The organism is Corynebacterium sp. 335C, from assembly GCF_053525695.1.
In genome coordinates this window covers 548,146-569,193 of the sequence record NZ_JASTTB010000002.1, presented here as the reverse complement: position 1 = coordinate 569,193, position 21,048 = coordinate 548,146, and the positions used below count along the sequence as shown (strand labels likewise).

The window sequence follows — 21,048 nt, the reverse complement described above, 5'->3', positions numbered from 1 at the left end:
GCTCCGCGCAGCCGGTTCCGCCGCACCCGGGGTCCGCGCATCCGACCCCGCCGGCACTGGCCCCGCGCATCCGGCTCGCTGCCAACCCGCCCACGTTCCGGCCAGACCCGCTTACGGCCCGTCCGCATTCCCGCCAGACCCGCTTACGGCCCGTCCGCATTCCCGCCAGACCCACTTACGGCCCGTCCGCATTCCCGCCAGACCCGCTTACGGCCCGTCCGCATTCCCGCCAGACCCACTTACGGCCCGCCCGCATTCCCGCCAGACCCACTTACGGCCATTCCGACCCAGTTAAAACAGGGTCGGAATGGCCGTAAGTGGGTCTGACCCCGCGAGCCCGCGCATCCAACCGGGTCGAAACGACCCCGCGGTCACCGCTCCACGCAGCCGGTTCCGCCGAAGCCCGCCCCTAGAAGTCCAGGCCGAGGTCCAGCACCCGCACCGAGTGCGTCAGCGCGCCGACGGCGAGGAAGTCGACGCCGCACGACGCGTATTCGCGGGCGACGTCGAGGGTGAGCCCGCCGGAGGACTCCAGCTGCGTCGCCGGCGACAGCTTCGCCCGCCGCTGTGCGGCCATCTGGGTCTGCCAGACCTCGAAGTTGTCCAGCAGCACGAGGCCGGGCTTCTCCGCCAGCACCTCGTCGAGCTGCTCGAGGGTGTCGACCTCGACCTCGCACCGCAGCTCCGGGTACGCCTTCCGCACCGCGCGCAGGGCGGGGACGACGCCCCCGGCGGCGGCGACGTGGTTGTCCTTGATCATCGCCTCGTCGCCGAGTCCCATGCGGTGGTTGACGCCGCCGCCGCAGGTGACGGCGTACTTCTGCAGGTTGCGCATGCCGGGCAGGGTCTTGCGGGAGTCGCGAATGCGGGTGCCGGTGCCGTCGACGGCGTCGACCCACAGCCGGGTCGCCGACGCGATGCCGCAGGCGTGCGTCAGCAGGTTCAGCAGGGTGCGCTCGGCGGTGAGGAGCCCGCGGGTGGGCGCCTCGATCTCGGCGACGACGTCGCCGGGGCGGACGCGGTCGCCGTCGCCGGCGCGCATCTCGACGTCGAAGCCGTCGGCGATGACCTCCTCCAGCGTCCAGCGGATGACGTCGGTCGCCGCGAGCACGCCGTGGGCGCGGGAGCCGATCGTCGCGGTGGAGCGTTGCGACGCCCCCACCGTCGCCAGCGACGTCACGTCCGGCCCGTACCGGAGGTCCTCCTGCAGGGCGGTGCGGATGAGGCCGCGGGTGGTGGCTTCGTCGAGCATGTTCTCTCCTGGTCGGGGCCGTGGCGGCCGGTGTCGTGGTGTCGTGGTCGGGCGAGTTCGCCGGGCTGGTGCGTCGGCCGGCGTCGCGGGCCGGGGCGTCCGCCGGCGCATCCGCCGGGGCATCCGCCGGGGCGCCTCCGTCGAGCGTAGGCCGCCCGCGGCCGCGCCGCCCCGGGGTCAGTCGAGGCGGGTGTGGCAGCCGAGCGTGCCCGGCCTCGCCAACGCCGCCTCGACGATGACGCGGGCGACGACGGTCTCCGGCGCGTCGGGCAGCCCGTCGAGGACCTCGCGCGCCGCCAGCAGGGAGTCGCGGGTGCGGGTGACGCCGGCGCCGTCGGACATCGCGTCGCGCAGCCGCCGCAGCTGCAGGTCGGTGAGCGCCGGGTCGAACGCGCGCGGGACGCGCACCGCCGCGCCCGGATCCGCGAGCGTGACGACGCCCTCCGCGCCCGCGTCCATCGCCGCCGCGACGTCCTCGGCGACCCACCTGCCGACGACCAGCCCCTCCAGCAGCGAGTTCGACGCCAGCCGGTTCGCGCCGTGCAGCCCCGTCCGTGCGCACTCGCCGGCGACGAACAGCCCGCCGACGCGCGTCGCCCCGCGGGCGTCCGTCGCGATGCCGCCGCACGTGTAGTGCACCGCCGGCGCGACCGGCAGCAGGTCGGCGGCGGGGTCGTATCCGGCGGCGTCGCAGGCGGCGGTGACCGTCGGGAAGCGGCGGCGCACGTCCGGCACGCCGCGGGCGTCGAGGAACACGTGGGTCTCCCCCAGCTCCCGCAACCGCGTCGCGATGGCCCGGGAGACGATGTCGCGCGGCGCCAGGTCCCCGCGCGGGTCGGCGCCGTCGGTGACGGACCGCCCGCGGGAGTCGACCAGCCGGGCGCCCTCGCCGCGCACCGCCTCGGAGATGAGCGGCCGCCGCCCGGTGGCGCGCTCGTCGAACAGCACGGTCGGGTGGAACTGCACGAACTCCATGTCCGCCAGCTCCGCCCCGGCCTCCAGCGCGAGGAAGTGGCCGCCGCCGGTCATCCCGGCCGGCGCGGTCGCCGAGCGGTACAGCTGCCCGACGCCGCCGGTGGCCAGCAGCGTCGCCCGCGCCCGCACGAGCCCCGCGCCGCGGGGGTCGCGGATGACGGCGCCGGCGACGCGGGCCCCGTCGTCACGCACCAGGCGCACCGGCCGCGCGTTCTGCAGCAGCCGCACCCCGGCGACCGCCTCCTCCAGCGCGCGCTGGATTTCGGCGCCGGAGCGGTCGCCGCCGGCGTGCACGATGCGGCGGTGGGTGTGGCCGCCCTCGCGGGTGCGGCACAGCACGTGCTTTGCGACGGTCCCCGCCCCGCCCGCATCCGCCGGCCCGGCGCCCGCGTGGTCGGGCCCGGCCTCCTCGTCGAAGCGGGCGCCGAGGCCGATGAGCCAGGTCACGGCCTCCGCGGCGCCGCCGATGATGGCGCGCACCGCGTCCTCGTCGCAGTGGCCGCCGCCTGCGTCGAGGGTGTCGCCGACGTGGGCGTCCACGGTGTCGCGGCCGTCGGGGCCGCCGGGGGCGTCGGCCAGCCCGGTGACGGCGAGGCCGCCCTGGGCAAGGTTCGTCGCGGCGTCGGCGAAGCGCGGTGCGGGCCGCGCCCCGGCGGTCCACCGGCCGGCGTCGACCAGCAGCACGTCGAGCCCCAGCTCGCGGGCGCGGCGGGCCGCCGACAGGCCGGCGACGCCGCCGCCGACGACCAGCAGGTCGCAGGCGTCCCGCCAGTCCGCCAGGTGGTCGGCCCTCCGCGTCATCGCCGGGCTACTCCCCGCCGCCCGGGTTGCCGATGGCGATCATGCGCTCCACCGACCGGCGGGCCCGCGCGGCGACGTCGGGGTCGACGTCGACCTCGTCGCCGCTCTCGGCGAGGCAGCGCAGCAGCGCGGCGGGGGTGATCATCTTCATGTAGGGGCAGGCGGCGCGCTCGTTGACCGGCTCGAACGCCACGTCCGGGGCGGCCTTGCCCAGCTGGTGCAGCATGCCGACCTCCGTGGCGACGAGCACCTTGCCCGTGCCCGCCTGCTCCGCCTTCGCGGCCTCGGTGAGCATCTCGCCCGTCGACAGCATGTGGACGCGCGACGGCTCGATGATGCCCTCGCCGGCGAGGTAGATGGCGGAGTTCGCGCAGCCGCACTCGGGGTGGATGAACAGGTCGGCGTCGGGGTTCTCCTCCGCCCGGCGGGCGAGCTCCTCGCCGTTGATGTTGGCGTGGACGTGGCACTCGCCGGCCCAGATGCGGATGTTGTCGCGGCCCGTCTGGCGCTTGACGTGGGCGCCGAGGAACTGGTCGGGGTTGAACAGCACCTCCTTGTCCGCCGGGATGGAGGCGACGACGTCGACGGCGTTGGAGGAGGTGCAGCACACGTCGGTCTCCGCCTTCACGTCGGCGGTGGTGTTGACGTAGCTGACGACGACGGCGCCCGGGTGCTCCGCCTTCCACTCCCGCAGCTCGTCGGCGGTGATGGAGTCGGCGAGGGAGCAGCCGGCGCGCTCGTCGGGGATGAGCACCGTCTTGTCGGGGCTGAGGATCTTGGCGGTCTCGGCCATGAAGTGGACGCCGCAGAAGACGATGACGTCGGCGTCGGTCTCCGCGGCGATGCGGGACAGGCCGAGGGAGTCGCCGGTGTGGTGGGCGACGTCCTGGATCTCCGGCAGCTCGTAGTTGTGGGCGAGGATGACGGCGTTGCGCTCCTCCGCCAGGCGGCGGACCTCGGCGGCCCAGGCGGCGTCGCCGGGGATGCCGCCGTAGGGGGCGTCGCCGTCGCCGCCGGTGACGCGGTCGAGCAGGTCGGAGTGCAGGGGGCGCAGGGTGCGGGTGCGCTGGGTGGCGGGGGCTGACACGGGTGCTCCTTCGACGGAGGGCCCGGCGGGCGGCCGCCGCGGGTGGACCGCGTGGCGCGCCCGCCGGGCCCTGGCCCGCGGGAGGCGGGCCGGTGGCTGGAGGGGATGCCCCGGGAGTCTAGCCGTCCACCCCCGTTTCCACGGCTTCTTCGCCGCCGTCGCCGGCGAGCAGCACCCCCGACCAGTACGCCAGCAACGCCAGGAACGCCGCGATGAGCGCGGGCACCAGCTGCGGGATCGGGGGGATGAGCGTGACGACGTCGCCCGCCGCGGCCGTGGACGCGTCCCCCTGGCGCAGCAGCCCGATGACGTCTCCGACGGTGATGATGCCCAGCGACGTCACCGCCGCGACGAGGCCCGCCACGACGAGCATCCCGGCGCCGCGCCACCGCCGGTGCCGCGCCCACGACCAGGCGCCGAGGCCGAGGCCCGCGATGCCGGACAGCGTCGCCGCGATGATGAGGCCGGTGAAGCCGGCGGCCATGTCCTCCTTCCGCACCGCCGCCGCACCGCCGGGCAGCACGTCCACGGACTGGCCGGGGCGCAGGACGCCCAGCAGGATGCCGAAGACGACGGCCACGGCGATGCCCGCGACCAGCACCGTGCCGGCGGCGCCGGAGAACGTCGGCTCCTGGTGGGCGCGGCGGGCCCGGCGGGCGTTGTCGCGGGCCTCCGCGCGGGTGAGCGGCGCGGGGGCGTCCGTGCCGCCGGCCGCGCCGGCCGTCGCCGGTTCCTGCGCGTCCGCCGGGACGGCGGGGGCGGCTCCGGGGGCATCCGCGGGGGCGGCCGTGCCGTCGGAGGGGGCTGCCGTCGCGTCGGGGCGGTCCGGGTGCTGCGTCGTCATGGCGACGAGTGTAGGCGGCGACCCGACATCGCCCGGCGCGTACCGGCTCGGGCCGGCGAAGGCCGGGCGAGTCCGGGGCCGGCGCGTCCGCCGCCCGCTCACCGGCGCACCGGCGCGGACGGGCGCATCCGCGGACGGGGGGGGCCGCGATGTCGGGGCCGGTTGTACGGTAAGCCCCATGAGCACCGCATCACGGTCGCGCGGGCTGCGCCGCGCCGTCGCCGCCCTGGCCCTCGCCGCGGCCCTGCCGCTGGGCGCCTGCACCATCGGCGACTCCTCCGGCACCGCCGTCGACCGGGCGGGCGACCGCCCGGCCGCCGGCCGGGAGGACTCCGGCTCGGACGGCGCGGCCCCGGACGAGCGGGGGGACGGCTCCCTCCCGGCGGGGGCGAAGGACCCGGCGGCGGAGGCGTCGTCACGCACCGCGGCGACCTCGGCGCGCGAACCCTCCCCCGGTGACCTGGGCGCGCTGCGCGGCGCGGTCATCGCGCTGGATCCCGGCCACGCGGGCACCGCGCCCCCGGCCGACCAGATGGTCACCGACGGCCGCGGCGGCATGAAGCAGTGCAACACCACCGGCACCGCCTCCAACGCGGGCTGGCCGGAGCACACGTTCAACTGGGTGCTGGCCCAGCGCATCAAGAAGAAGCTGGAGGCCGCCGGCGCAACGGTGCTGCTCAGCCGCGCCGACGACACGGGCCGGGCCGCCTGCATCGACGAGCGCACGGAGACGGAGAACGCCTCCGACGCCGACGTCGTCGTCTCCATCCACGCCGACGGCAACGGCGAGGGCGCCCGCGGCTTCCACGTCTCCGCCATCGCCGACCCGCTGCCCGGCAACCTCGCGGAGGAGTCGAGCCGGCTGGCCGCCGACCTGCGCGACGCGATGGTCGCCCAGGGCTTCCAGACGTCCAACTACCTCGGCGTCGACGGCCTCAACCCGCGGTCGGACCTGACGGGGCTGAACCTGTCGACGAAGCCGAAGGCGCTCATGGAGTTCGGCAACATGCGCGACTCGCAGGACATCGCGCTGCTGGAGTCGGAGGACGGCCAGGAGCGGATGGCGCAGGCGATGGTCGAGGGAATCAACGACTACCTGTCGGAGAACGGGTAGTTTCGCGAATGAGGTAAATGAACGGCGGCTCCGGCCGCCGATGACAGCGGAAAGACCAGGCGAATGACGGATCAGGGGCGCAACGGCGGATACGGCGGCGGAGGAGGCCAGGGCGACGACTGGTCGCTGCCCGGCGACGGCTACGACGACCGGGACTTCGGCTACGGGGCGTACGGCGACGCCGGCCGCGGCCCGGCGGGCTACGGCCCGTCGGATCCGGGGCACACGCAGGCGATTCCGTCGTACGGCGACGACCGGGGCTACCCGGGCGGGCAGGGCGGCCGGGGCTACGCCGGCGGCCAGGCGGGCCCCGGCTACGGCGGCTACGGCGACGCGCCGCGCGGCGGCTGGGACGGCGGCTACGCGGCCGGAGCCGGCGCGGGCGCCGGCCGGGGCGCCGCGAACCCCGCGGAGCCGGGCCGCCCCGGCGGCGGCACCGCCATGAAGGTGCTGCTGGGCGTGCTGGCCGTGGTGGTGCTGGCGCTGGTCGGCGTGGTCGTGTTCCTGCTGTCCGACCGCTCCGGCGACGACGGCGCGACGGCCGCCCCGCAGGCCACGGAGGAGGTCGTCACCGAGACCGCCACCGCCACGTCCACGACCACGGACGCCCCGGAGGAGCCGGCGCCCGCCCCGGAGGGCTCCACGGACTCCTCGGACGGACGCTTCCGCGCCTCGCCGGGCCACTACGGCGTCGGCCTGAACACGTGGAAGAACTGCGCCCGGGGCTCCGCCGCCGCGGTGCTGACCGGCACGGAGACGACGTCCTGCCCGTTCGCGACGAACGTCGGCCACGAGCTCGCCGGCGTCCCCGTCTCCGACTCGGGCGCCACGGTCCAGGCGCACAGCCCCGTGACCGGCAAGACCTACACCATGGACTGCCGCCGCGCCCGCGACGCCGAGAAGGATCCGGTGTGGAAGTGCAGCGGCGGCGACAACGCCATCGTGTACGTCTACCCGTGATCCGCGGCGGCCCGGCGCCGTCACCGCCCGGTGCGTGACGACGCTCCCCGCCGCGGCCCCTCCCCCGCCCCCGGATGAATCCCGCCCCCGCGGGAACATCCGGGGGCTCCGCGATCTCCAACCCCCGGATGACGAGGCAGCCGGAGCGGTTCCGGCGCGGACGAGGAGGTCACGAGATGAACGACGCACCCCGCGGCGGCGGTGTCCCGGGCAACGGGGAGAACCGGGGCGGCGCACCCGACGACGCACCGACCAGGACCCTGTACTGGAGCTTCGACGAAGTCGACGCCCCGCGCACCCCCGCCGGCGCCGGCTCCGCCGGTTCCCCGGGCTTCCCGGTCGACGCCGGCCCGGCCGACGTGGGCCCGGCCGACGTGGGCCCGGCCGACGTGGGCCCGGCCGACGCGGGCCCGGCCGACGCGGGCCCGGCCGACGCGGGCCCGGCCGACGCGGGCCCGGCCACCCCGGCCACCCCGGCCGCCGCCTCCCGCGGCTCCCGTGCCCCGCTCCTCGTGGCCCTCGCCATCGTGGCCCTGGCCATCGGCGGCGTCGTCGCTTTCCTCGCCGCCGGCGGGGACGACGGGGAGGCCGTGGCAGCGTCGCCAAGCCCCACCATCGCCGCGACCGCGACGGCGACCCGCACCACCACCGTGGCGCCCGAACCCGGCTCGGGATCCGGGGACGGGGACGGCGGCGGCTCCGTCACCGCGGACGCGGCCGGGCTGTCCCCGGACAAGCGCTGCGACGACGGCGGCGCGACCGCCGTCTTCGCGGGAACGGCCCGGACGTCGTGCCCGTTCGCGGCGAACGTCGGCGAGGCCATCGCGGAAGCCGGATCGCGGGCCGCGGCAACGCCGGGCGCCGCCGCCACGGTGACCGCGAACAGCCCCGTGACGGGGCAGACCTACGAGCTGGCGTGCGACGTCGTCGCGGATGCCGACGGCGACGGCGTGTGGCGCTGCGCCGGCGGCAACGACGCGGTCGTCTACGTCTACCCGTAGTCCCGGCGCAGCGGCGCCCGGATCGCCCGATCCGGGCGCCCCATCCGGACGAACCGGAGGCGCAAAGCGGGCGATCCGGACGGCCAAAACCTGCCAATCGGGCCCATTGCCGGGACTTTTCACGGAATTCTCGGCGATCGGAACACCGGTATCGCCCACCTGCGGAGACGACATAAGGTGACGCTCCCTATCGCAGCCACAACCGTGAATTATTGTCTCGATGGTATTGACTCCCCCGTCGGCGCTTGCACCTTGCGTGGCACGGCACAGCCCGTTCGGCGGTGACTTCGCCGCCGGACCCGACCGAAGGAGGTCCGCGATGCGCACCAACGCCCGCGGAACCACGCACGGAACGAGCAACGCCCACGGCCGCCGGCATTCCGACCACGGCGGCCACGATGACCCGACCGTCATCACCCCGGCCGCCCCGCGACGCGGCATCGCCGCCGCGGCCGGAGCCCTCCTCGCGGCAGCCGGCATCGCCATCGCGGCACCCGCCGCCGGCGCCGCCCCCGCCGCGGAGGACCCCGTCCCCGCCGAGCAGCCGGCAGCCGAGCAGCCCGCAGAGCAGCCGACTGAGGCCGACGGCGGCGCCGAGGCCCAGGGCGTCGACCCCGTCAACGACACCGGCGACCGCTGGACCGCCCCGCCCGGCTGGTACGGCCACGGCCTGAACACCTACGAGCACTGCATCGCCAACGTCGCGACCGCGGTGTTCACCGGCTCCGAGAACACGAGCTGCCCGTTCGCGAATCTCGTCGGCGACCGCTTCGCCGGCGAGGAGCCGTCGGCCGGCGAGGTCCAGTGGCAGCGCGTCGAGAGCCCCGTCACCGGCCGCACCTACGACATGCGCTGCCGCCAGGCCCGCGACGCGGACCTCGACTGGCTGTGGAAGTGCGAAGGCGGCGCCAACGCCGTCGTCTACGTCTACCCGTGACGGCCGCAATGACGCAGCCCACCCCGCGGCCGCATCCCGTGCCGTAGCGGCCGCACCCCCAACTTCAGAAGCGTGACGACGGCACCCGCGCCACGCGGGTCCCGTCGCAAAGCGCCCCTCCCGCACAGGGAGAATCCTCCGCCACCGGCGGAGGCGACGGAACCACCAAGGAGTGAACCGCGATGACCACCACCGACTTCCGCGACACCACCGACGCCGGCACCCGCCGGCCCATCGTCCGACGCGGCGTCCGCGCCGCCACCGCCTCGCTCATCGCCGCGGCCGGGCTCGCGCTCGCCGCACCCGGCGCCATGGCCGCCGACGGCGCCGGCGAGGGCGCCCCGGGACCGAGGGGCCCCGCGGCACCGGGCTGAACAACGCCGCCGAATGCGAACCGGGCCTCGCCAGCTTCGCGTTCGCCGGACCGAACACCAGCTGCGAATTCACGAAGCTGATCGCGAACCGCGTCGCCGGCGGCAAGCCGCACTTCAACGAGACCCGCACGTTCTACGAGATGAGCCCCGTGACGCAGCAGACGTACATGGTCGAGTGCAAGGGCCGCCCCGACGGCGACGGGATCCCGCACTGGTCCTGTTCGAACCCCGGCGGCAACGCCACGATGTTCATCTACCCGTAGCGGTCGGAGTGGCGTCGACGGATGAATCGCCGGCGCCAACCGAACCACCGCACCGACACGAACGCGCCGGAGCACCGGCCCCGGCGCCCCGCCGGGACGACCGCCCGGCATGGACACGGAAATGCGCCGGGACGACCGCCCCGGCACCGACCCGAATCGAGGAGTGATCCGCGATGACCACCATGGACACCCGCGGAACCGGAATCGACCGAACGAACGACGCCGCCCGCACCGCGGCGGCCCTCTCCGAGGCTGGTGCCCGCGGCGCCGGCGGAACCCGGACGTCGCCCGCCGCGCGACGCCCCCGCCGCGCACTCGGCGGCCTGGCCGCGGCCCTCATCGCCGCCCGCGGCATGACCGCCATGGCCCCGGCCGCGGGCGCGGACCCCGCCCCGGTGCCCGAGGCCGCCGAGGCGACCGCCGTCCCGATGGGCGCCGACCAGGGATCCCACCCGGACGACCGCATGCCGCGGGAGGGCGAGCCCGGCCGCTGCCATCCCGCCCCCGGCGACTGCGGCGACGGGCTGAACGTCTACCGGCCGTGCTACGGCTACTCGTTCTCCGGGACGGAGGCGACGAGCTGCGACTTCACGGCCAAGGTCGCGAACATCGTGAAGGAGCAGGAGCCGTCGGCGGGCGACCTCCATCCGACGGTCCAGAGTCCCGTGACCCGCGACTGGTACACGCTGACCTGCACGGGCGTGAAGGATTCGGAGGACCGCGACGTCTGGAAGTGCGTCGGCGGCAACGACGCCGTCGTGTACCCCTATCCGGCAAGCATCGAGGCGTACTAGCGCCGGATGCCGGAGGCTTCGGCCCCGGCGCCGGGGGCTGACGCCGGCCCCGCGCCGCCGACCCCGCGCCGCCGGCCCCGCCTCCCGCCGAACGGGCCCCGGACACCATCCCCGGTGTCCGGGGCCCGTGGCGTGCGCGGCTCCGCGACCTGCGGATGCCGTCCCCCGCACGCCGCGGCCGACGCGTTCCCCTGCCGACACGGCCCCGGCATCCCACCCCGGCCGGCACGTGCCGAGGTTAATGACCTTTAGCGGGCCCAACACCTCATTTCCGCGCCCAAAAGACCAGGACCGATCGTGCGTTGCGCCCGCTAAAGCGCGTTAACCTCGCCAGGGCAGGAGCCGCCCCTCCGTCGGCGGCCCTTCAACGGCCCACCACCACCGCCCGTTCCCGGCGGTTAATGCGATTTAGCGGCCCGTACGCGACAAATCCGGCGGCAAAACCCCAGGACGCCGATCGCGTTCATCCCGCGAAATCGCGTTAACCCCGAATCGGCGGGAAACCGACCCGGCAATGACAGCGCCAGCGCCGCACCAGCCCGGGACGGCGCCGACAACCGCAGCCGACCGGCACCCGCGACCGCAGCCGCCTACCGCCTACCGCATCTCCAGCATCACGGAGTCGATCTCCCCGTGGCGGGAGCACACGGCGGACCAGCCGTCGGGCCGGACCTGCACGACCATGCGCCGTCCGCAGATCTGGCAGAACCGCGGCGCCTCCAGGCCGGCCCTGGCACCGTGGCTGCGCTGCTTGACCTCCCCGGCGGCGAGGTCGGCGCCGGTGAACGGGTCGAACAGCGGCTCCTCGCCGAGCATCACGGCCCGGGCGAGGTCCGTCGACTTCGGCACGCGGGGTCCGCCGGGCCAGCCGGGGGCGTTGCCACGCAGATCGGGCGCCTTCTTCGCGACGCCCGGAACGCCCGCGCCCCCGGCCGAAGCCCCCGCACCCGCGGCCCCAGCCGAAGCCGACGCCCCCGCACCCGCAGCGCCCGCCGCCTTCACCGTCGTCATGCGCGTGCCTCTCTAGACCGTCGCGTTGAAGGCCTTGATGGGCAGGCGGATCTTGCCCAGCATGTCGATGTCCTCCTCGGCGGGGCGGCCGAGCGTCGTCAGGTAGTTGCCGACGATGACGGCGTTGATGCCGCCGAGCAGGCCCTTCTCGGCACCGAGGTCGCCGAGGGTGAGCTCGCGGCCGCCGGCGAAGCGGAGGATGGTCTTCGGCAGCGCGAGGCGGAAGGCGCCGATGGCGCGCAGGGCGTCGGGGGCCTCCATGGGCTCGCGGCCCTCGAAGGGGGTGCCGGGCCGGGGGTCGAGGAAGTTCATGGGGACCTCGGCGGGGTCGAGGTCCTGGAGGTCGCCGGCGAATTCGGCGCGCTGCTCGAGGGTCTCGCCCATGCCGAGGATGCCGCCGCAGCAGACCTCCATGCCGGCCTCGCGGACCATGCGGAGCGTCTCGTGGCGTTCCTCCCAGGTGTGGGTGGTGACGACCTCGGGGAAGAAGGAGCGTGCGGTTTCGAGGTTGTGGTTGTAGCGGTGGACGCCGGCCTTGGCGAGGCGGGTGACCTGCTCCTGCGTGAGGATGCCGACGGAGGCGGCGACGTTGATGTCGACCTCGGACTGGATGGTGGCGACGGCGTGCTCGAGCTGGGACAGGAGGCGCTCGTCGGGCCCCTTGACGGCGGCGACGATGCAGAATTCGGTGGCGCCGGTCTTCTGGGTCTGCTTGGCGGCGTCGACGAGGGCGGGGATGTCGAGCCAGGCGGAGCGGACGGGGGATTCGAAGAGGCCGGACTGGGAGCAGAAGTGGCAGTCCTCGGGGCAGCCGCCGGTCTTGAGGCTGATGATGCCCTCGACCTCGACTTCCTCGCCGCACCACTTGAGGCGGACCTCGTGGGCGAGGGCGAGGAGCTCCTCGATGCGCTCGTCGGGGAGCTGGAGCACCTGGAGGGTTTCGGCGCGGGTCAGGCCCTCGCCGCGCTCGAGGACCTTCTCGCGGGCGAGGTCGAGGATGTCGGCGTGGTCGGTCATGGGTGGTCTCCTCCGGCGTGGGCTGGCGCGGGGTGCGCGGGGTCGCGGTCGCGGGGTGCGCGCGAGGTGCGCGCGCGGGTGCTTGACGACGTCCCGATCGGCGTTCAAGCCCATGCTATTCCCCGCGCCGAACGGCGTTCAACATTGCGTGATTTCGGGGGCGAACGGATGTCGTGGCGGGCCGGCGGGGGTGGCGTGAGCGGGTGTTTCGCGTCGCGGGGGCGGTCGGCGGGGTGGCGATTCCGGGGGTGGCGGCGCCCCTCCCACGGCCCTTCGCGCTCCTTCCCCGCTCCCGGCCCTCCCGCGTCGATGCCGACTCCGCGCCACCGTTGCCGGGCCTCGGCGAGCCACCTCCGCGCACCCGACCCTTCGCCCCGGCGCCCGTCTCGGCGCACCGGTAGGGCGAAGAACGGCCACCGTCGCCGGATGCGGGCGGCTAGCCTGGGATCGTGCAACTGACGAAGGACATCATCATGGACGCCGCCATCGGCATCCTGGACGAGTACGGCCTGCAGGATCTGACGATCCGCCGCCTGGCCCGGCATCTCGATTCCGCGGCGGGCGCCATGTACTGGCACTTCCCGTCGAAGCAGGCGCTGCTGGGCGCCGTCGCCGGCCGCATCCTCCAGGCCGCGGGCGATCCGTCGGGCACGGGAGACTGGCAGTCGGACGTGGCGGCGTTCGCGTCGTCGCTGCGGTCGGCGCTGGTGGCGCACAACGACGGGGCGGAGGTCGTGTCGGCGGCGCTCGCGACGGGGACGCTGGACGCCTCGCCGGCGATGACGTTCCGGCGGCTGCTGCGCCCGTCGGGGCTCGACGAGGGCGAGCGCGCCGACGCCGCCGACACCCTCCTCTACTTCATCCTCGGCGCGACGGTGGACGAGCAGACGGCGTCGCAGCTCGCAGCCGTCGACGGCTCCCCCGCCCGCTCCACCGGCTCCACCGCTTCCGCCGGAGCCGGCTCCAACTCCGCCACCGGCTCCGATTCCGCCACCGACTCCGGCTCCCCCGCCGGCTCCGGCGAAGCATCCGCCTCGGCCGCTTCGTCGCCTGCACCCGCCATGGACCCGGGGCTGCGCATCCGGCGCGGCGTCGGACTGATCACGACGGGCATCGCGACCCGGAGCCGCGCCGCCGGCAACTGACGCCCGCCGAACTCCGGCAACGTCCCTCCGGGCCCGAATCACCCCGCCTTCCAGCTGCCTCCGCCCCCCCCTCACGGCGGTTAATGCCGTTTAGCGGGATCAACGCCACAAATCCGGCCGCAAAAGCCCAGGACCCCTGTGGCGTTCATCCCGCTAAAGCGCGTTAACCCCGTCCGCATAACCTTCCGGCTCCGTCTCCGCATCCACTCCGGCACACGGACCCCACGACTCCCACAGGCTGCACGACGCACGCGCGCCGCCCCGGGCCGAACACCGCCGGCAAACCTCCCCGGCCGCTCCGGACCGGACGCCGCCGGCAACCGCCCTCGCCGCCTCGCCCCATCACCGCGGCGGCGCCCGTATCCACCAAGTCCGTCGCCCCGGCAACTAAGGTGTTCTGCATGACTACTCCGAACACCGTCGGCGAATATCAGGTCTGGCCGGGCGACGCCTACCCGCTCGGTTCGACGTACGACGGCGCGGGCACCAACTTCGCGCTGTTCTCCGATGTGGCCGAGCTCGTGGAGCTCTGCCTCATCGACGAGGAAGGTGCGGAGACCCGCATCCCGCTCGAGGAGGTCGACGCCCACATCTGGCACTGCTACCTGCCGGGCGTGATGCCGGGGCAGCGCTACGCCTACCGCGTCCACGGCCCGTACGACCCGGACAACGGGCACCGGTGCGATCCGAACAAGCTGCTGGTCGACCCGTACGCGAAGGCGTTCGACGGTGACTTCGACGGCGATCCGTCGCTGTTCAGCTACGACATCCACAACCCGTCGGAGCGCAACACGGCGGACAGCCTCGGCCACACGATGACGTCGGTGGTCATCAACCCGTTCTTCGACTGGGGCGACGACCGCCTGCCGCGACACGAGTACTCGGAGACCGTCATCTACGAGGCCCACGTGAAGGGCATGACGATGACGCATCCGGACATCCCGGAGTCGATGCGCGGCACGTACGCGGGCCTGGCGCATCCGGCGATCATCGAGTACCTGAAGGAGCTCGGCGTCACGGCGATCGAGATCATGCCGGTCCACCAGTTCCTGCAGGACGACCGCCTGCGCGAGCTGGGCCTGCGCAACTACTGGGGCTACAACACGTTCGGGTTCTTCGCGCCGCACCAGGACTACGCGTCGGCGAAGAAGCCGGGCGGCGCGGTGTCGGAGTTCAAGGGCATGGTCCGCGCGTTCCATGACGCGGACATCGAGGTCATCCTCGACGTGGTCTACAACCACACGGCCGAGGGCAACCACATGGGTCCGACGATCTGCTTCCGCGGCATCGACAATGCGGCGTACTACCGCCTGGTCGACGGCGACAGGCAGCACTACATGGACTACACGGGCACGGGCAATTCCCTGAACGTCCGCCACCCGCACACGCTGCAGCTCATCATGGATTCGCTGCGGTACTGGGTGACGGAGATGCACGTCGACGGCTTCCGCTTCGATCTGGCGTCGACCCTGGCGCGCGAGTTCCACGAGGTCGATCGCCTGGCGGCGTTCTTCGATCTGGTGCAGCAGGATCCGGTGGTGTCGCAGGCGAAGCTCATCGCGGAGCCGTGGGACGTCGGCGAGGGCGGCTACCAGGTCGGCTCGTTCCCTCCCCAGTGGACGGAGTGGAACGGAAAGTACCGCGACACGATCCGCGATTTCTGGCGCGGCGAGCCGGCGACGCTGGGCGAGTTCGCGTCGCGCATCACGGGCAGCTCGGATCTGTACGCGAACAACGGCCGCCGGCCGACCGCGTCGATCAACTTCATCACGGCGCATGACGGCTTCACGCTGAATGACCTGGTCAGCTACAACAACAAGCACAACATGGCCAACGGCGAGGACAACCGGGACGGCGAGAGCCACAACCGGTCGTGGAACTGCGGCGTGGAGGGCTCGACGGACGACGAGACGGTCCTGACGCTGCGCGCGCAGCAGCGCCGGAATTTCCTGACGACGCTGCTGCTGTCGCAGGGCACGCCGATGATCTCGCACGGCGACGAGATGGGCCGGTCGCAGAAGGGCAACAACAACGTCTACTGCCAGGACAACATGCTGTCCTGGATGGACTGGAACCAGACGCGCACGAATTCGGAGCTGGTGGACTTCACGGAGTTCCTGCTGAAGGTCCGCGCGGAGCATCCGGTGTTCCGCCGCCGCCGGTTCCTGCAGGGCGGCCCGCTGGGCGCCGACGGCGAGGCCGGCGAGATCGCGTGGCTGACGCACGAGGGCACGGTGATGACCCAGGAGGACTGGGACTTCGACTTCGGCAAGTCGCTGATGGTGTGGCTGAACGGCAAGGCGATCGCGGAGCCGGACGGCCATGGCCGCCGCATCGTGGATGACTCGTTCCTGCTGTGCTTCAACGCGCATTACGAGGACATCGAGTTCCAGATCCCGGGCACGGAGTACGCGTCGAACTGGGAGGTGCTCATCGACACCTCGGAGCTCGGCGGCCGCCCGGACAAGGAGCGCCTCGTCGAGCCGGAGGGCGAGCTGCGCGTGCCGGCGCGCTCGACCATCGTGCTCATCGAGAAGCACTAGCCGCGGTGCCCGCGCCGGACGACGCGTCGTCGCGTGACGACGACCGCCGCGCGCCGCCGGCGCACCGTCCGCGCGCGCCTCACGGTGCGCCGCCGGTGCGTGACGACGGGTGCCCCGCGCAGTCCGCGCCGGACGACGCGTCGTCGCGTGACGACGGGCTGCCCGTCTGCGAGTTCGCCTTCCCCGGCGAACTGCGCGACCGGCTCGTCGCCGCCGTCCTGTCCGGCGCGAAGACCGCCACCTCGGCCCTGGCGGCCGAGTACGAGTCCGCCGGCGAGCCCCTTCCCCGCCCCGGGGATCGCGAGGCCGTCGTCGGCTCGGACGGCCGCGCCGTGTGCGTCATCGAGTACACGGACGTCTCCGTGACGCCGCTCGGCGCCGTCGGCGACGACGTCGCCCGCGCCGAGGGCGAGGGCTTCGCCGGCCGCGCCGACTGGCTGGCCGCCCACCTGGATTTCTGGGGGTCGGCGGACTTCCGCGCCGCGATGGGCGACGCGATGCCCGCGCTCGACGACGCGACCCCGGTCGTCGTGCAGCGCTTCCGCGTCGCCGCGGTCCTCCCCGCAGCCTGACGACGTTCCCGGCCCCTCCCGCGGGCCCCGCAAGGAAACCGCAAACGCCCCGCGGGGCCGCGTAAAGGGCGCGCAAAGATCCAGGCCAGGGGCGTAAGGAAGCCGTTTGGGCGGGCACGCGCGGCCCGCCCGGGGAAATAGCGTCCCCTCCGTCATCAACCCACCGACGACGGAAAGGGGGCCCACGCGATGTCGTCCGCCGTGTCCATCGTGCTGCTGGTCCTGGCCATCGCCCTGGCCGCGTACCTGCTCGTCGCGCTCATCGACCCGGAGAGGTTCTGATGCCCGCGACCTTCCTCACCCATCCCATCACCGCCGCACAGGCGGCGCCCGCGCCCGGCGCGGGTCCCGTCGTCACGCATCTCGCGGACGGCGCGTCCACCCTGCCGATGGCGGCGGCCGGCGTCGGCCAGGTCGCCGTCCTGCTCATCCTGCTGGCGGCCGTGTACGTGCCGCTCGGCGACTGGATGGCCCGCACCTACACGTCCTCGCACGACACGCGGGCGGAGAAGCTGGTCTACCGCATGCTCGGCGTCAACCCCGCCGCGGGCCAGACGTGGAAGGGCTACGCCCGCGCGGTGCTGGCGTTCTCCGTCGCGTCGCTGGTCGTCCTGTACGCCATCCAGCGGCTGCAGGCCATCCTGCCGTCGCTCGGCACGGACCAGGAGGCCGTCGGTCCGGCGATGGCGTTCAACACCGCCGCGAGCTTCGTCACCAACACCAACTGGCAGTCCTACTCGGGCGAGTCGACGCTGACGAACCTCACCCAGATGACCGGCCTGACCGTGCAGAACTTCGTCTCCGCGGCCGTCGGCATGGCGGTGGCGGCGGCGCTGGTGCGCGGCATCGGCCACCTCGGCCACCGCCAGGCCGACCCGGACGCGGCGGCGCACGCCCCCGGCGGCCACGCGACCATCGGCAACTTCTGGGTCGACCTGGTCCGCGGCCTGACCCGCATCCTCGTGCCGGGCGCGTTCCTCATCGCCGTGCTGCTGGTCATCGGCGGGACGATGCAGTCGTTCGGCCAGAACCTCACCACCGTCTTCGGCGTCGACGTGCCGCGCGCCCCGGTCGCCTCGCAGGAGGCCATCAAGGAGCTGGGCACCAACGGCGGCGGCATCTTCGGCGCGAACTCGGCGCATCCGTTCGAGAACCCGACGGCGCTGACGAACATCCTGGAGATCTTCGCGCTGCTGGTCATCCCGGTCGCCCTGACCCGCACCTACGGCACGATGATCGGCTCGCGCCGCGACGGCCTGACGCTGCTGGGCGTCATCGGCGTCCTGTGGGGCCTCATGCTCGCCGGCGTGACGTGGGCGCAGCACACCGCCTCCGCCCCGGTCGCCGCGGCGGCCGGCGCGAACATGGAGGGCATCGAGTCGCGCTTCGGCATCAACGCCTCCTCCCTGTTCGCGGTGTCCACGACGGGCACGTCGACGGGCGCGGTCAACTCGATGCACGACAGCTACTCCCCGCTGGGCGGCGGCCTGCTCATCCTCAACATGCTGCTGGGCGAGGTCGCCCCGGGCGGCGTCGGCGCCGGCCTGTACGGCCTGCTGGTGCTCGCCATCCTGGCGGTGTTCGTCGGCGGCCTGCTGGTCGGCCGCACCCCGGAGTTCGCGGGCAACCGCGTCGGCCGCCGCGAGATCACCGCGGTGTGCCTGTACATCCTGGTCATGCCGACGCTGGTGCTCGCCGGCACCGCCGCCTCCCTGGCGCGCGGCGACGTGGCCGAGGCGATGACGAACGTCGGGGCCGCCGGCACCGCGCAGAACGCCCACGGCCTGTCCGAGGTGCTGTACGCCTACACGTCCGCGGCGAACAACAACGGCTCCGCGTTCGGCGGCCTCACCGTCACGGACACGTGGTTCCAGGTGACGCTCGGCCTGACGATGCTCATCGGCCGCTTCCTGCCCATCCTCTTCGTCCTCATGCTCGCCGGGTCCTTCGCCGCGCAGAAGCGCACCGAGGCGTCGACCGGCACCCTGCCCACCCACGGCGCGACGTTCGCGATGCTGACGCTCGGCGTCGTCGTCCTCGTCGCCGCCCTCACCTTCTTCCCGGCCCTGTGCCTGGGACCGATTTCGGAGGCCCTCGCATGACCACCGTCCGCACGGAGAACCGCGATCTGACCGCGAAGGACGCCGCGCAGGATGCGCGTGACGACGCCCACCCCGCCGGCGCCGGATCCCCCGGCCGCGGCCTCGGGGCGACCGTCGCCCAGGCGCTGCCGCTGGCGCTGAAGAAGCTGGACCCGCGCGTCCAGGCCCGCAACCCCGTGATGTTCGTGGTGTGGGTCGGCGCGCTGGTCACCACGGTCCTGTCGGTGCTGCACCCCTCGCTGCACTCGTGGGGCATCACCGCCTGGCTGTGGTTCACCATCCTGTTCGCCTCCCTGGCGGAGGCGGTGGCCGAGGGGCGCGGCCGCGCCCAGGCCGACACCCTGCGCGCGGTGCGCACCGACACCCGCGCCCGCCGCATCGTCGGCGGCGCCGCGGCCGTGGGCCTGCCGGAGGGCTCCGGCTCCCGCGGCGGCGACTCCGCCAACGCCTCCGCCGAGCCCGCGACCGAGGACGTCGCGGCGTCCGAGCTGCACCGCGGCGACGTCGTCGAGGTCCGCGCCGGCGAGACCATCCCCGGCGACGGCGACGTCATCCGCGGCGCCGCCACCGTCGACGAGTCCGCCATCACCGGCGAGTCCGCCCCCGTCGTCCGCGAGGCCGGCGGCGACCGCTGCGCCGTCACCGGCGGCACCGTGGTCCTGTCGGACCGCATCGTCGTGCGCATCACCTCGGAGCCCGGCCAGACCTTCGTCGACCGCATGATCGGCCTGGTCGAGGGCGCCCAGCGCCGCAAGACCCCGAACGAGATCGCGCTGTCCATCCTGCTGGCGACGCTGACCATCGTGTTCCTGGTCGCCGTCGTCACGCTCTCCCCCATGGGCCTGTGGGTCGGCGCCGAGTTCACGCCGCTGAACCTCATCGCCCTGCTGGTGTGCCTCATCCCGACGACCATCGCCGCGCTGCTGTCCGCCGTCGGCATCGCCGGCATGGACCGACTGGTGCGCCGCAACGTGCTGGCCACCTCCGGCCGCGCCGTCGAGGCGGCGGGCGACGTCGACGTGCTGCTGCTGGACAAGACCGGCACCATCACCTTCGGCAACCGCCGCGCCACCGGCCTCGAGCCCGCCCCGGGCGTCGGCGCCGACGAGCTCGCCGCCGCCGCGCGCCTGGCGTCGCTGGCCGACGAGACCCCCGAGGGCCGCTCCATCGTCGCGTTCGTCGCCGAGGAGCACGGCATCGCCGCCGACGCCTCCCCGGAGGAGGCCGCCGCCGAGGCCATCGCCTTCACCGCCGAGACCCGCATGTCCGGCCTCGACGCCGGCGGCCGCCGCGTCCGCAAGGGCGCCGGCGACGCCGTCGCCGCCTGGGTCGCCGAGCGCGACGGCCAGTGGCCCGCCGCGGTCGCCGGCGCCATCGACGAGATCTCCCGCGGCGGCGGCACCCCGCTCGCCGTCGCGGAGGAGGACGCCTCCGGCGCCCGCCGCGTCCTCGGCGTCATCCGCCTCTCCGACGTCGTCAAGCCCGGCATGGCGGAGCGGTTCGAGGAGCTGCGCCGCATGGGCATCCGCACCGTCATGGTCACCGGCGACAACCCGCTGACCGCGAAGGCCATCGCGGAGGAGGCCGGCGTCGACGACTACATCGCCCAGGCCACCCCGGAGGACAAGCTCGAGCGCATCCGCACCGAGCAGGCCGCCAGCCGCATGGTCGCGATGACCGGCGACGGCACCAACGACGCGCCGGCGCTCGCGCAGGCCGACGTCGGCGTCGCCATGAACACCGGCACCTCCGCCGCCAAGGAGGCCGGCAACATGGTCGACCTCGACTCCGACCCGACGAAGCTCATCGACATCGTCGCCGTCGGCAAGCAGCTGCTCATCACCCGCGGCGCGCTGACCACGTTCTCCCTGGCCAACGACCTGGCGAAGTACTTCGCCATCCTGCCCGCGCTGTTCGCGCCGGCGCTGCCCGGCCTCGGCGCGCTGAACATCATGGGCCTGCACAGCCCGGAGTCGGCCATCCTGTCGGCCATCATCTTCAACGCGCTCATCATCATCGCGCTCATCCCGCTGGCCCTGAAGGGCGTGAAGTACTCCCCCGCCCCGGCCGCCGTGCTGCTGCGCCGCAACCTGGGCATCTGGGGCCTCGGCGGCGTCGTCGCTCCGTTCATCGGCATCTGGCTCATCGACCTCGTCGTCCGGCTGCTGCCGGGCATGTAGGCCGCACCCGCTCAGCACCGCACCCCGGCACCCCGGTTCAGCTCCCCGGGCCCGGGCCCTCCCCGGCCCGCGCCCG

The 21,048-nt window shown here is 74.0% G+C and carries 19 protein-coding genes; 13 read left to right on the top strand and 6 right to left on the bottom strand.

What is annotated here, in order from left to right:
* Positions 1-409: 409 nt before the first annotated feature.
* The 4 genes from nadC to QQS41_RS09420 all read right to left on the bottom strand — a co-directional run bounded on the left by nadC (position 410) and on the right by QQS41_RS09420 (position 4,959).
* Positions 410-1,252 (bottom strand): carboxylating nicotinate-nucleotide diphosphorylase, encoded by an 843-nt coding sequence (gene nadC / locus QQS41_RS09435; RefSeq protein WP_448852448.1) that lies wholly within the window; start codon positions 1,250-1,252, stop codon positions 410-412.
* A gap of 177 nt (positions 1,253-1,429) precedes the next feature.
* Complete coding sequence (locus tag QQS41_RS09430) at positions 1,430-3,028, bottom strand: L-aspartate oxidase (protein ID WP_448852447.1); 1,599 nt, start codon at positions 3,026-3,028, stop codon at positions 1,430-1,432.
* Positions 3,029-3,035: 7 nt separating this feature from the next.
* The gene (gene nadA / locus QQS41_RS09425; protein WP_448852446.1) at positions 3,036-4,115 is read right to left on the bottom strand and encodes a quinolinate synthase NadA; all 1,080 of its coding nucleotides are present in this window, start codon (positions 4,113-4,115) and stop codon (positions 3,036-3,038) included.
* A gap of 118 nt (positions 4,116-4,233) precedes the next feature.
* Complete coding sequence (locus QQS41_RS09420) at positions 4,234-4,959, bottom strand: hypothetical protein (RefSeq protein WP_448852445.1); 726 nt, start codon at positions 4,957-4,959, stop codon at positions 4,234-4,236.
* A 178-nt stretch (positions 4,960-5,137) separates the two neighbouring features.
* On the opposite strand from QQS41_RS09420, the gene QQS41_RS09415 reads away from it, so the two are divergent.
* From QQS41_RS09415 to QQS41_RS09385, 7 genes are all read left to right on the top strand, one after another.
* Positions 5,138-6,073, top strand: coding sequence for an N-acetylmuramoyl-L-alanine amidase (locus QQS41_RS09415; RefSeq protein ID WP_448852444.1), 936 nt, complete (start codon positions 5,138-5,140; stop codon positions 6,071-6,073).
* A gap of 63 nt (positions 6,074-6,136) precedes the next feature.
* Entirely contained in the window at positions 6,137-7,033 is an 897-nt protein-coding gene (locus QQS41_RS09410) for a hypothetical protein (RefSeq protein WP_448852443.1), read from the top strand.
* 176 nt (positions 7,034-7,209) lie between these two features.
* Positions 7,210-8,034, top strand: a complete 825-nt coding sequence (locus QQS41_RS09405; protein ID WP_448852442.1) for a hypothetical protein — start codon at positions 7,210-7,212, stop codon at positions 8,032-8,034.
* A 319-nt stretch (positions 8,035-8,353) separates the two neighbouring features.
* Positions 8,354-8,971, top strand: a complete 618-nt coding sequence (locus QQS41_RS09400) for a hypothetical protein (protein ID WP_448852441.1) — start codon at positions 8,354-8,356, stop codon at positions 8,969-8,971.
* Positions 8,972-9,153: 182 nt separating this feature from the next.
* Positions 9,154-9,345, top strand: coding sequence for a hypothetical protein (locus QQS41_RS09395; protein WP_448852440.1), 192 nt, complete (start codon positions 9,154-9,156; stop codon positions 9,343-9,345).
* 140 nt (positions 9,346-9,485) lie between these two features.
* A complete protein-coding gene (locus QQS41_RS09390; RefSeq protein WP_448852439.1) occupies positions 9,486-9,608 on the top strand; it encodes a hypothetical protein in 123 nt (40 codons plus the stop codon).
* A 173-nt stretch (positions 9,609-9,781) separates the two neighbouring features.
* Complete coding sequence (locus tag QQS41_RS09385) at positions 9,782-10,402, top strand: hypothetical protein (RefSeq protein ID WP_448852438.1); 621 nt, start codon at positions 9,782-9,784, stop codon at positions 10,400-10,402.
* A gap of 597 nt (positions 10,403-10,999) precedes the next feature.
* Here QQS41_RS09385 and bsaP read toward each other — a convergent pair.
* Complete coding sequence (gene bsaP / locus QQS41_RS09380) at positions 11,000-11,218, bottom strand: biotin synthase auxiliary protein BsaP (protein ID WP_448852561.1); 219 nt, start codon at positions 11,216-11,218, stop codon at positions 11,000-11,002.
* Between the two features lie 207 nt (positions 11,219-11,425).
* Positions 11,426-12,430, bottom strand: a complete 1,005-nt coding sequence (gene bioB / locus QQS41_RS09375) for a biotin synthase BioB (RefSeq protein WP_448852437.1) — start codon at positions 12,428-12,430, stop codon at positions 11,426-11,428.
* Between the two features lie 449 nt (positions 12,431-12,879).
* Between bioB and QQS41_RS09370 the strand changes: the two genes are divergently transcribed.
* From QQS41_RS09370 to kdpB, 6 genes are all read left to right on the top strand, one after another.
* Positions 12,880-13,575, top strand: a complete 696-nt coding sequence (locus QQS41_RS09370) for a TetR family transcriptional regulator (RefSeq protein ID WP_448852436.1) — start codon at positions 12,880-12,882, stop codon at positions 13,573-13,575.
* 401 nt (positions 13,576-13,976) lie between these two features.
* On the top strand, positions 13,977-16,118 hold the full coding sequence (gene glgX / locus QQS41_RS09365; RefSeq protein WP_448852435.1) for a glycogen debranching protein GlgX: 2,142 nt from the start codon (positions 13,977-13,979) through the stop codon (positions 16,116-16,118).
* Between the two features lie 95 nt (positions 16,119-16,213).
* Complete coding sequence (locus QQS41_RS09360) at positions 16,214-16,690, top strand: ASCH domain-containing protein (RefSeq protein ID WP_448852434.1); 477 nt, start codon at positions 16,214-16,216, stop codon at positions 16,688-16,690.
* A gap of 189 nt (positions 16,691-16,879) precedes the next feature.
* Entirely contained in the window at positions 16,880-16,972 is a 93-nt protein-coding gene (gene kdpF / locus QQS41_RS09355) for a K(+)-transporting ATPase subunit F (RefSeq protein ID WP_448852433.1), read from the top strand.
* A 107-nt stretch (positions 16,973-17,079) separates the two neighbouring features.
* Positions 17,080-18,792, top strand: coding sequence for a potassium-transporting ATPase subunit KdpA (kdpA, locus tag QQS41_RS09350; RefSeq protein WP_448852560.1), 1,713 nt, complete (start codon positions 17,080-17,082; stop codon positions 18,790-18,792).
* On the top strand, positions 18,789-20,972 hold the full coding sequence (kdpB, locus tag QQS41_RS09345) for a potassium-transporting ATPase subunit KdpB (protein WP_448852432.1): 2,184 nt from the start codon (positions 18,789-18,791) through the stop codon (positions 20,970-20,972). Before kdpA ends, kdpB begins: the two co-directional genes overlap by 4 nt.
* The last annotated feature ends 76 nt before the right edge of the window (positions 20,973-21,048 follow it).

Bases quoted from the DNA above. Each gene is read 5' to 3' on its own strand.
- QQS41_RS09415 (WP_448852444.1), top strand. From the start codon at position 5,138: ATGAGCACCGCATCACGGTCGCGCGGGCTGCGCCGCGCCGTCGCCGCC.
- kdpA (WP_448852560.1), top strand. From the start codon at position 17,080: ATGGCGGCGGCCGGCGTCGGCCAGGTCGCCGTCCTGCTCATCCTGCTG.
- QQS41_RS09385 (WP_448852438.1), top strand. From the start codon at position 9,782: ATGACCACCATGGACACCCGCGGAACCGGAATCGACCGAACGAACGAC.
- glgX (WP_448852435.1), top strand. From the start codon at position 13,977: ATGACTACTCCGAACACCGTCGGCGAATATCAGGTCTGGCCGGGCGAC.
- QQS41_RS09390 (WP_448852439.1), top strand. From the start codon at position 9,486: ATGAGCCCCGTGACGCAGCAGACGTACATGGTCGAGTGCAAGGGCCGC.
- QQS41_RS09410 (WP_448852443.1), top strand. From the start codon at position 6,137: ATGACGGATCAGGGGCGCAACGGCGGATACGGCGGCGGAGGAGGCCAG.
- nadC (WP_448852448.1), bottom strand. From the start codon at position 1,252: ATGCTCGACGAAGCCACCACCCGCGGCCTCATCCGCACCGCCCTGCAG.
- QQS41_RS09420 (WP_448852445.1), bottom strand. From the start codon at position 4,959: ATGACGACGCAGCACCCGGACCGCCCCGACGCGACGGCAGCCCCCTCC.
- kdpF (WP_448852433.1), top strand. From the start codon at position 16,880: ATGTCGTCCGCCGTGTCCATCGTGCTGCTGGTCCTGGCCATCGCCCTG.
- kdpB (WP_448852432.1), top strand. From the start codon at position 18,789: ATGACCACCGTCCGCACGGAGAACCGCGATCTGACCGCGAAGGACGCC.
- bioB (WP_448852437.1), bottom strand. From the start codon at position 12,430: ATGACCGACCACGCCGACATCCTCGACCTCGCCCGCGAGAAGGTCCTC.
- QQS41_RS09430 (WP_448852447.1), bottom strand. From the start codon at position 3,028: ATGACGCGGAGGGCCGACCACCTGGCGGACTGGCGGGACGCCTGCGAC.
- QQS41_RS09395 (WP_448852440.1), top strand. From the start codon at position 9,154: ATGACCACCACCGACTTCCGCGACACCACCGACGCCGGCACCCGCCGG.
- bsaP (WP_448852561.1), bottom strand. From the start codon at position 11,218: ATGCTCGGCGAGGAGCCGCTGTTCGACCCGTTCACCGGCGCCGACCTC.
- QQS41_RS09405 (WP_448852442.1), top strand. From the start codon at position 7,210: ATGAACGACGCACCCCGCGGCGGCGGTGTCCCGGGCAACGGGGAGAAC.
- QQS41_RS09400 (WP_448852441.1), top strand. From the start codon at position 8,354: ATGCGCACCAACGCCCGCGGAACCACGCACGGAACGAGCAACGCCCAC.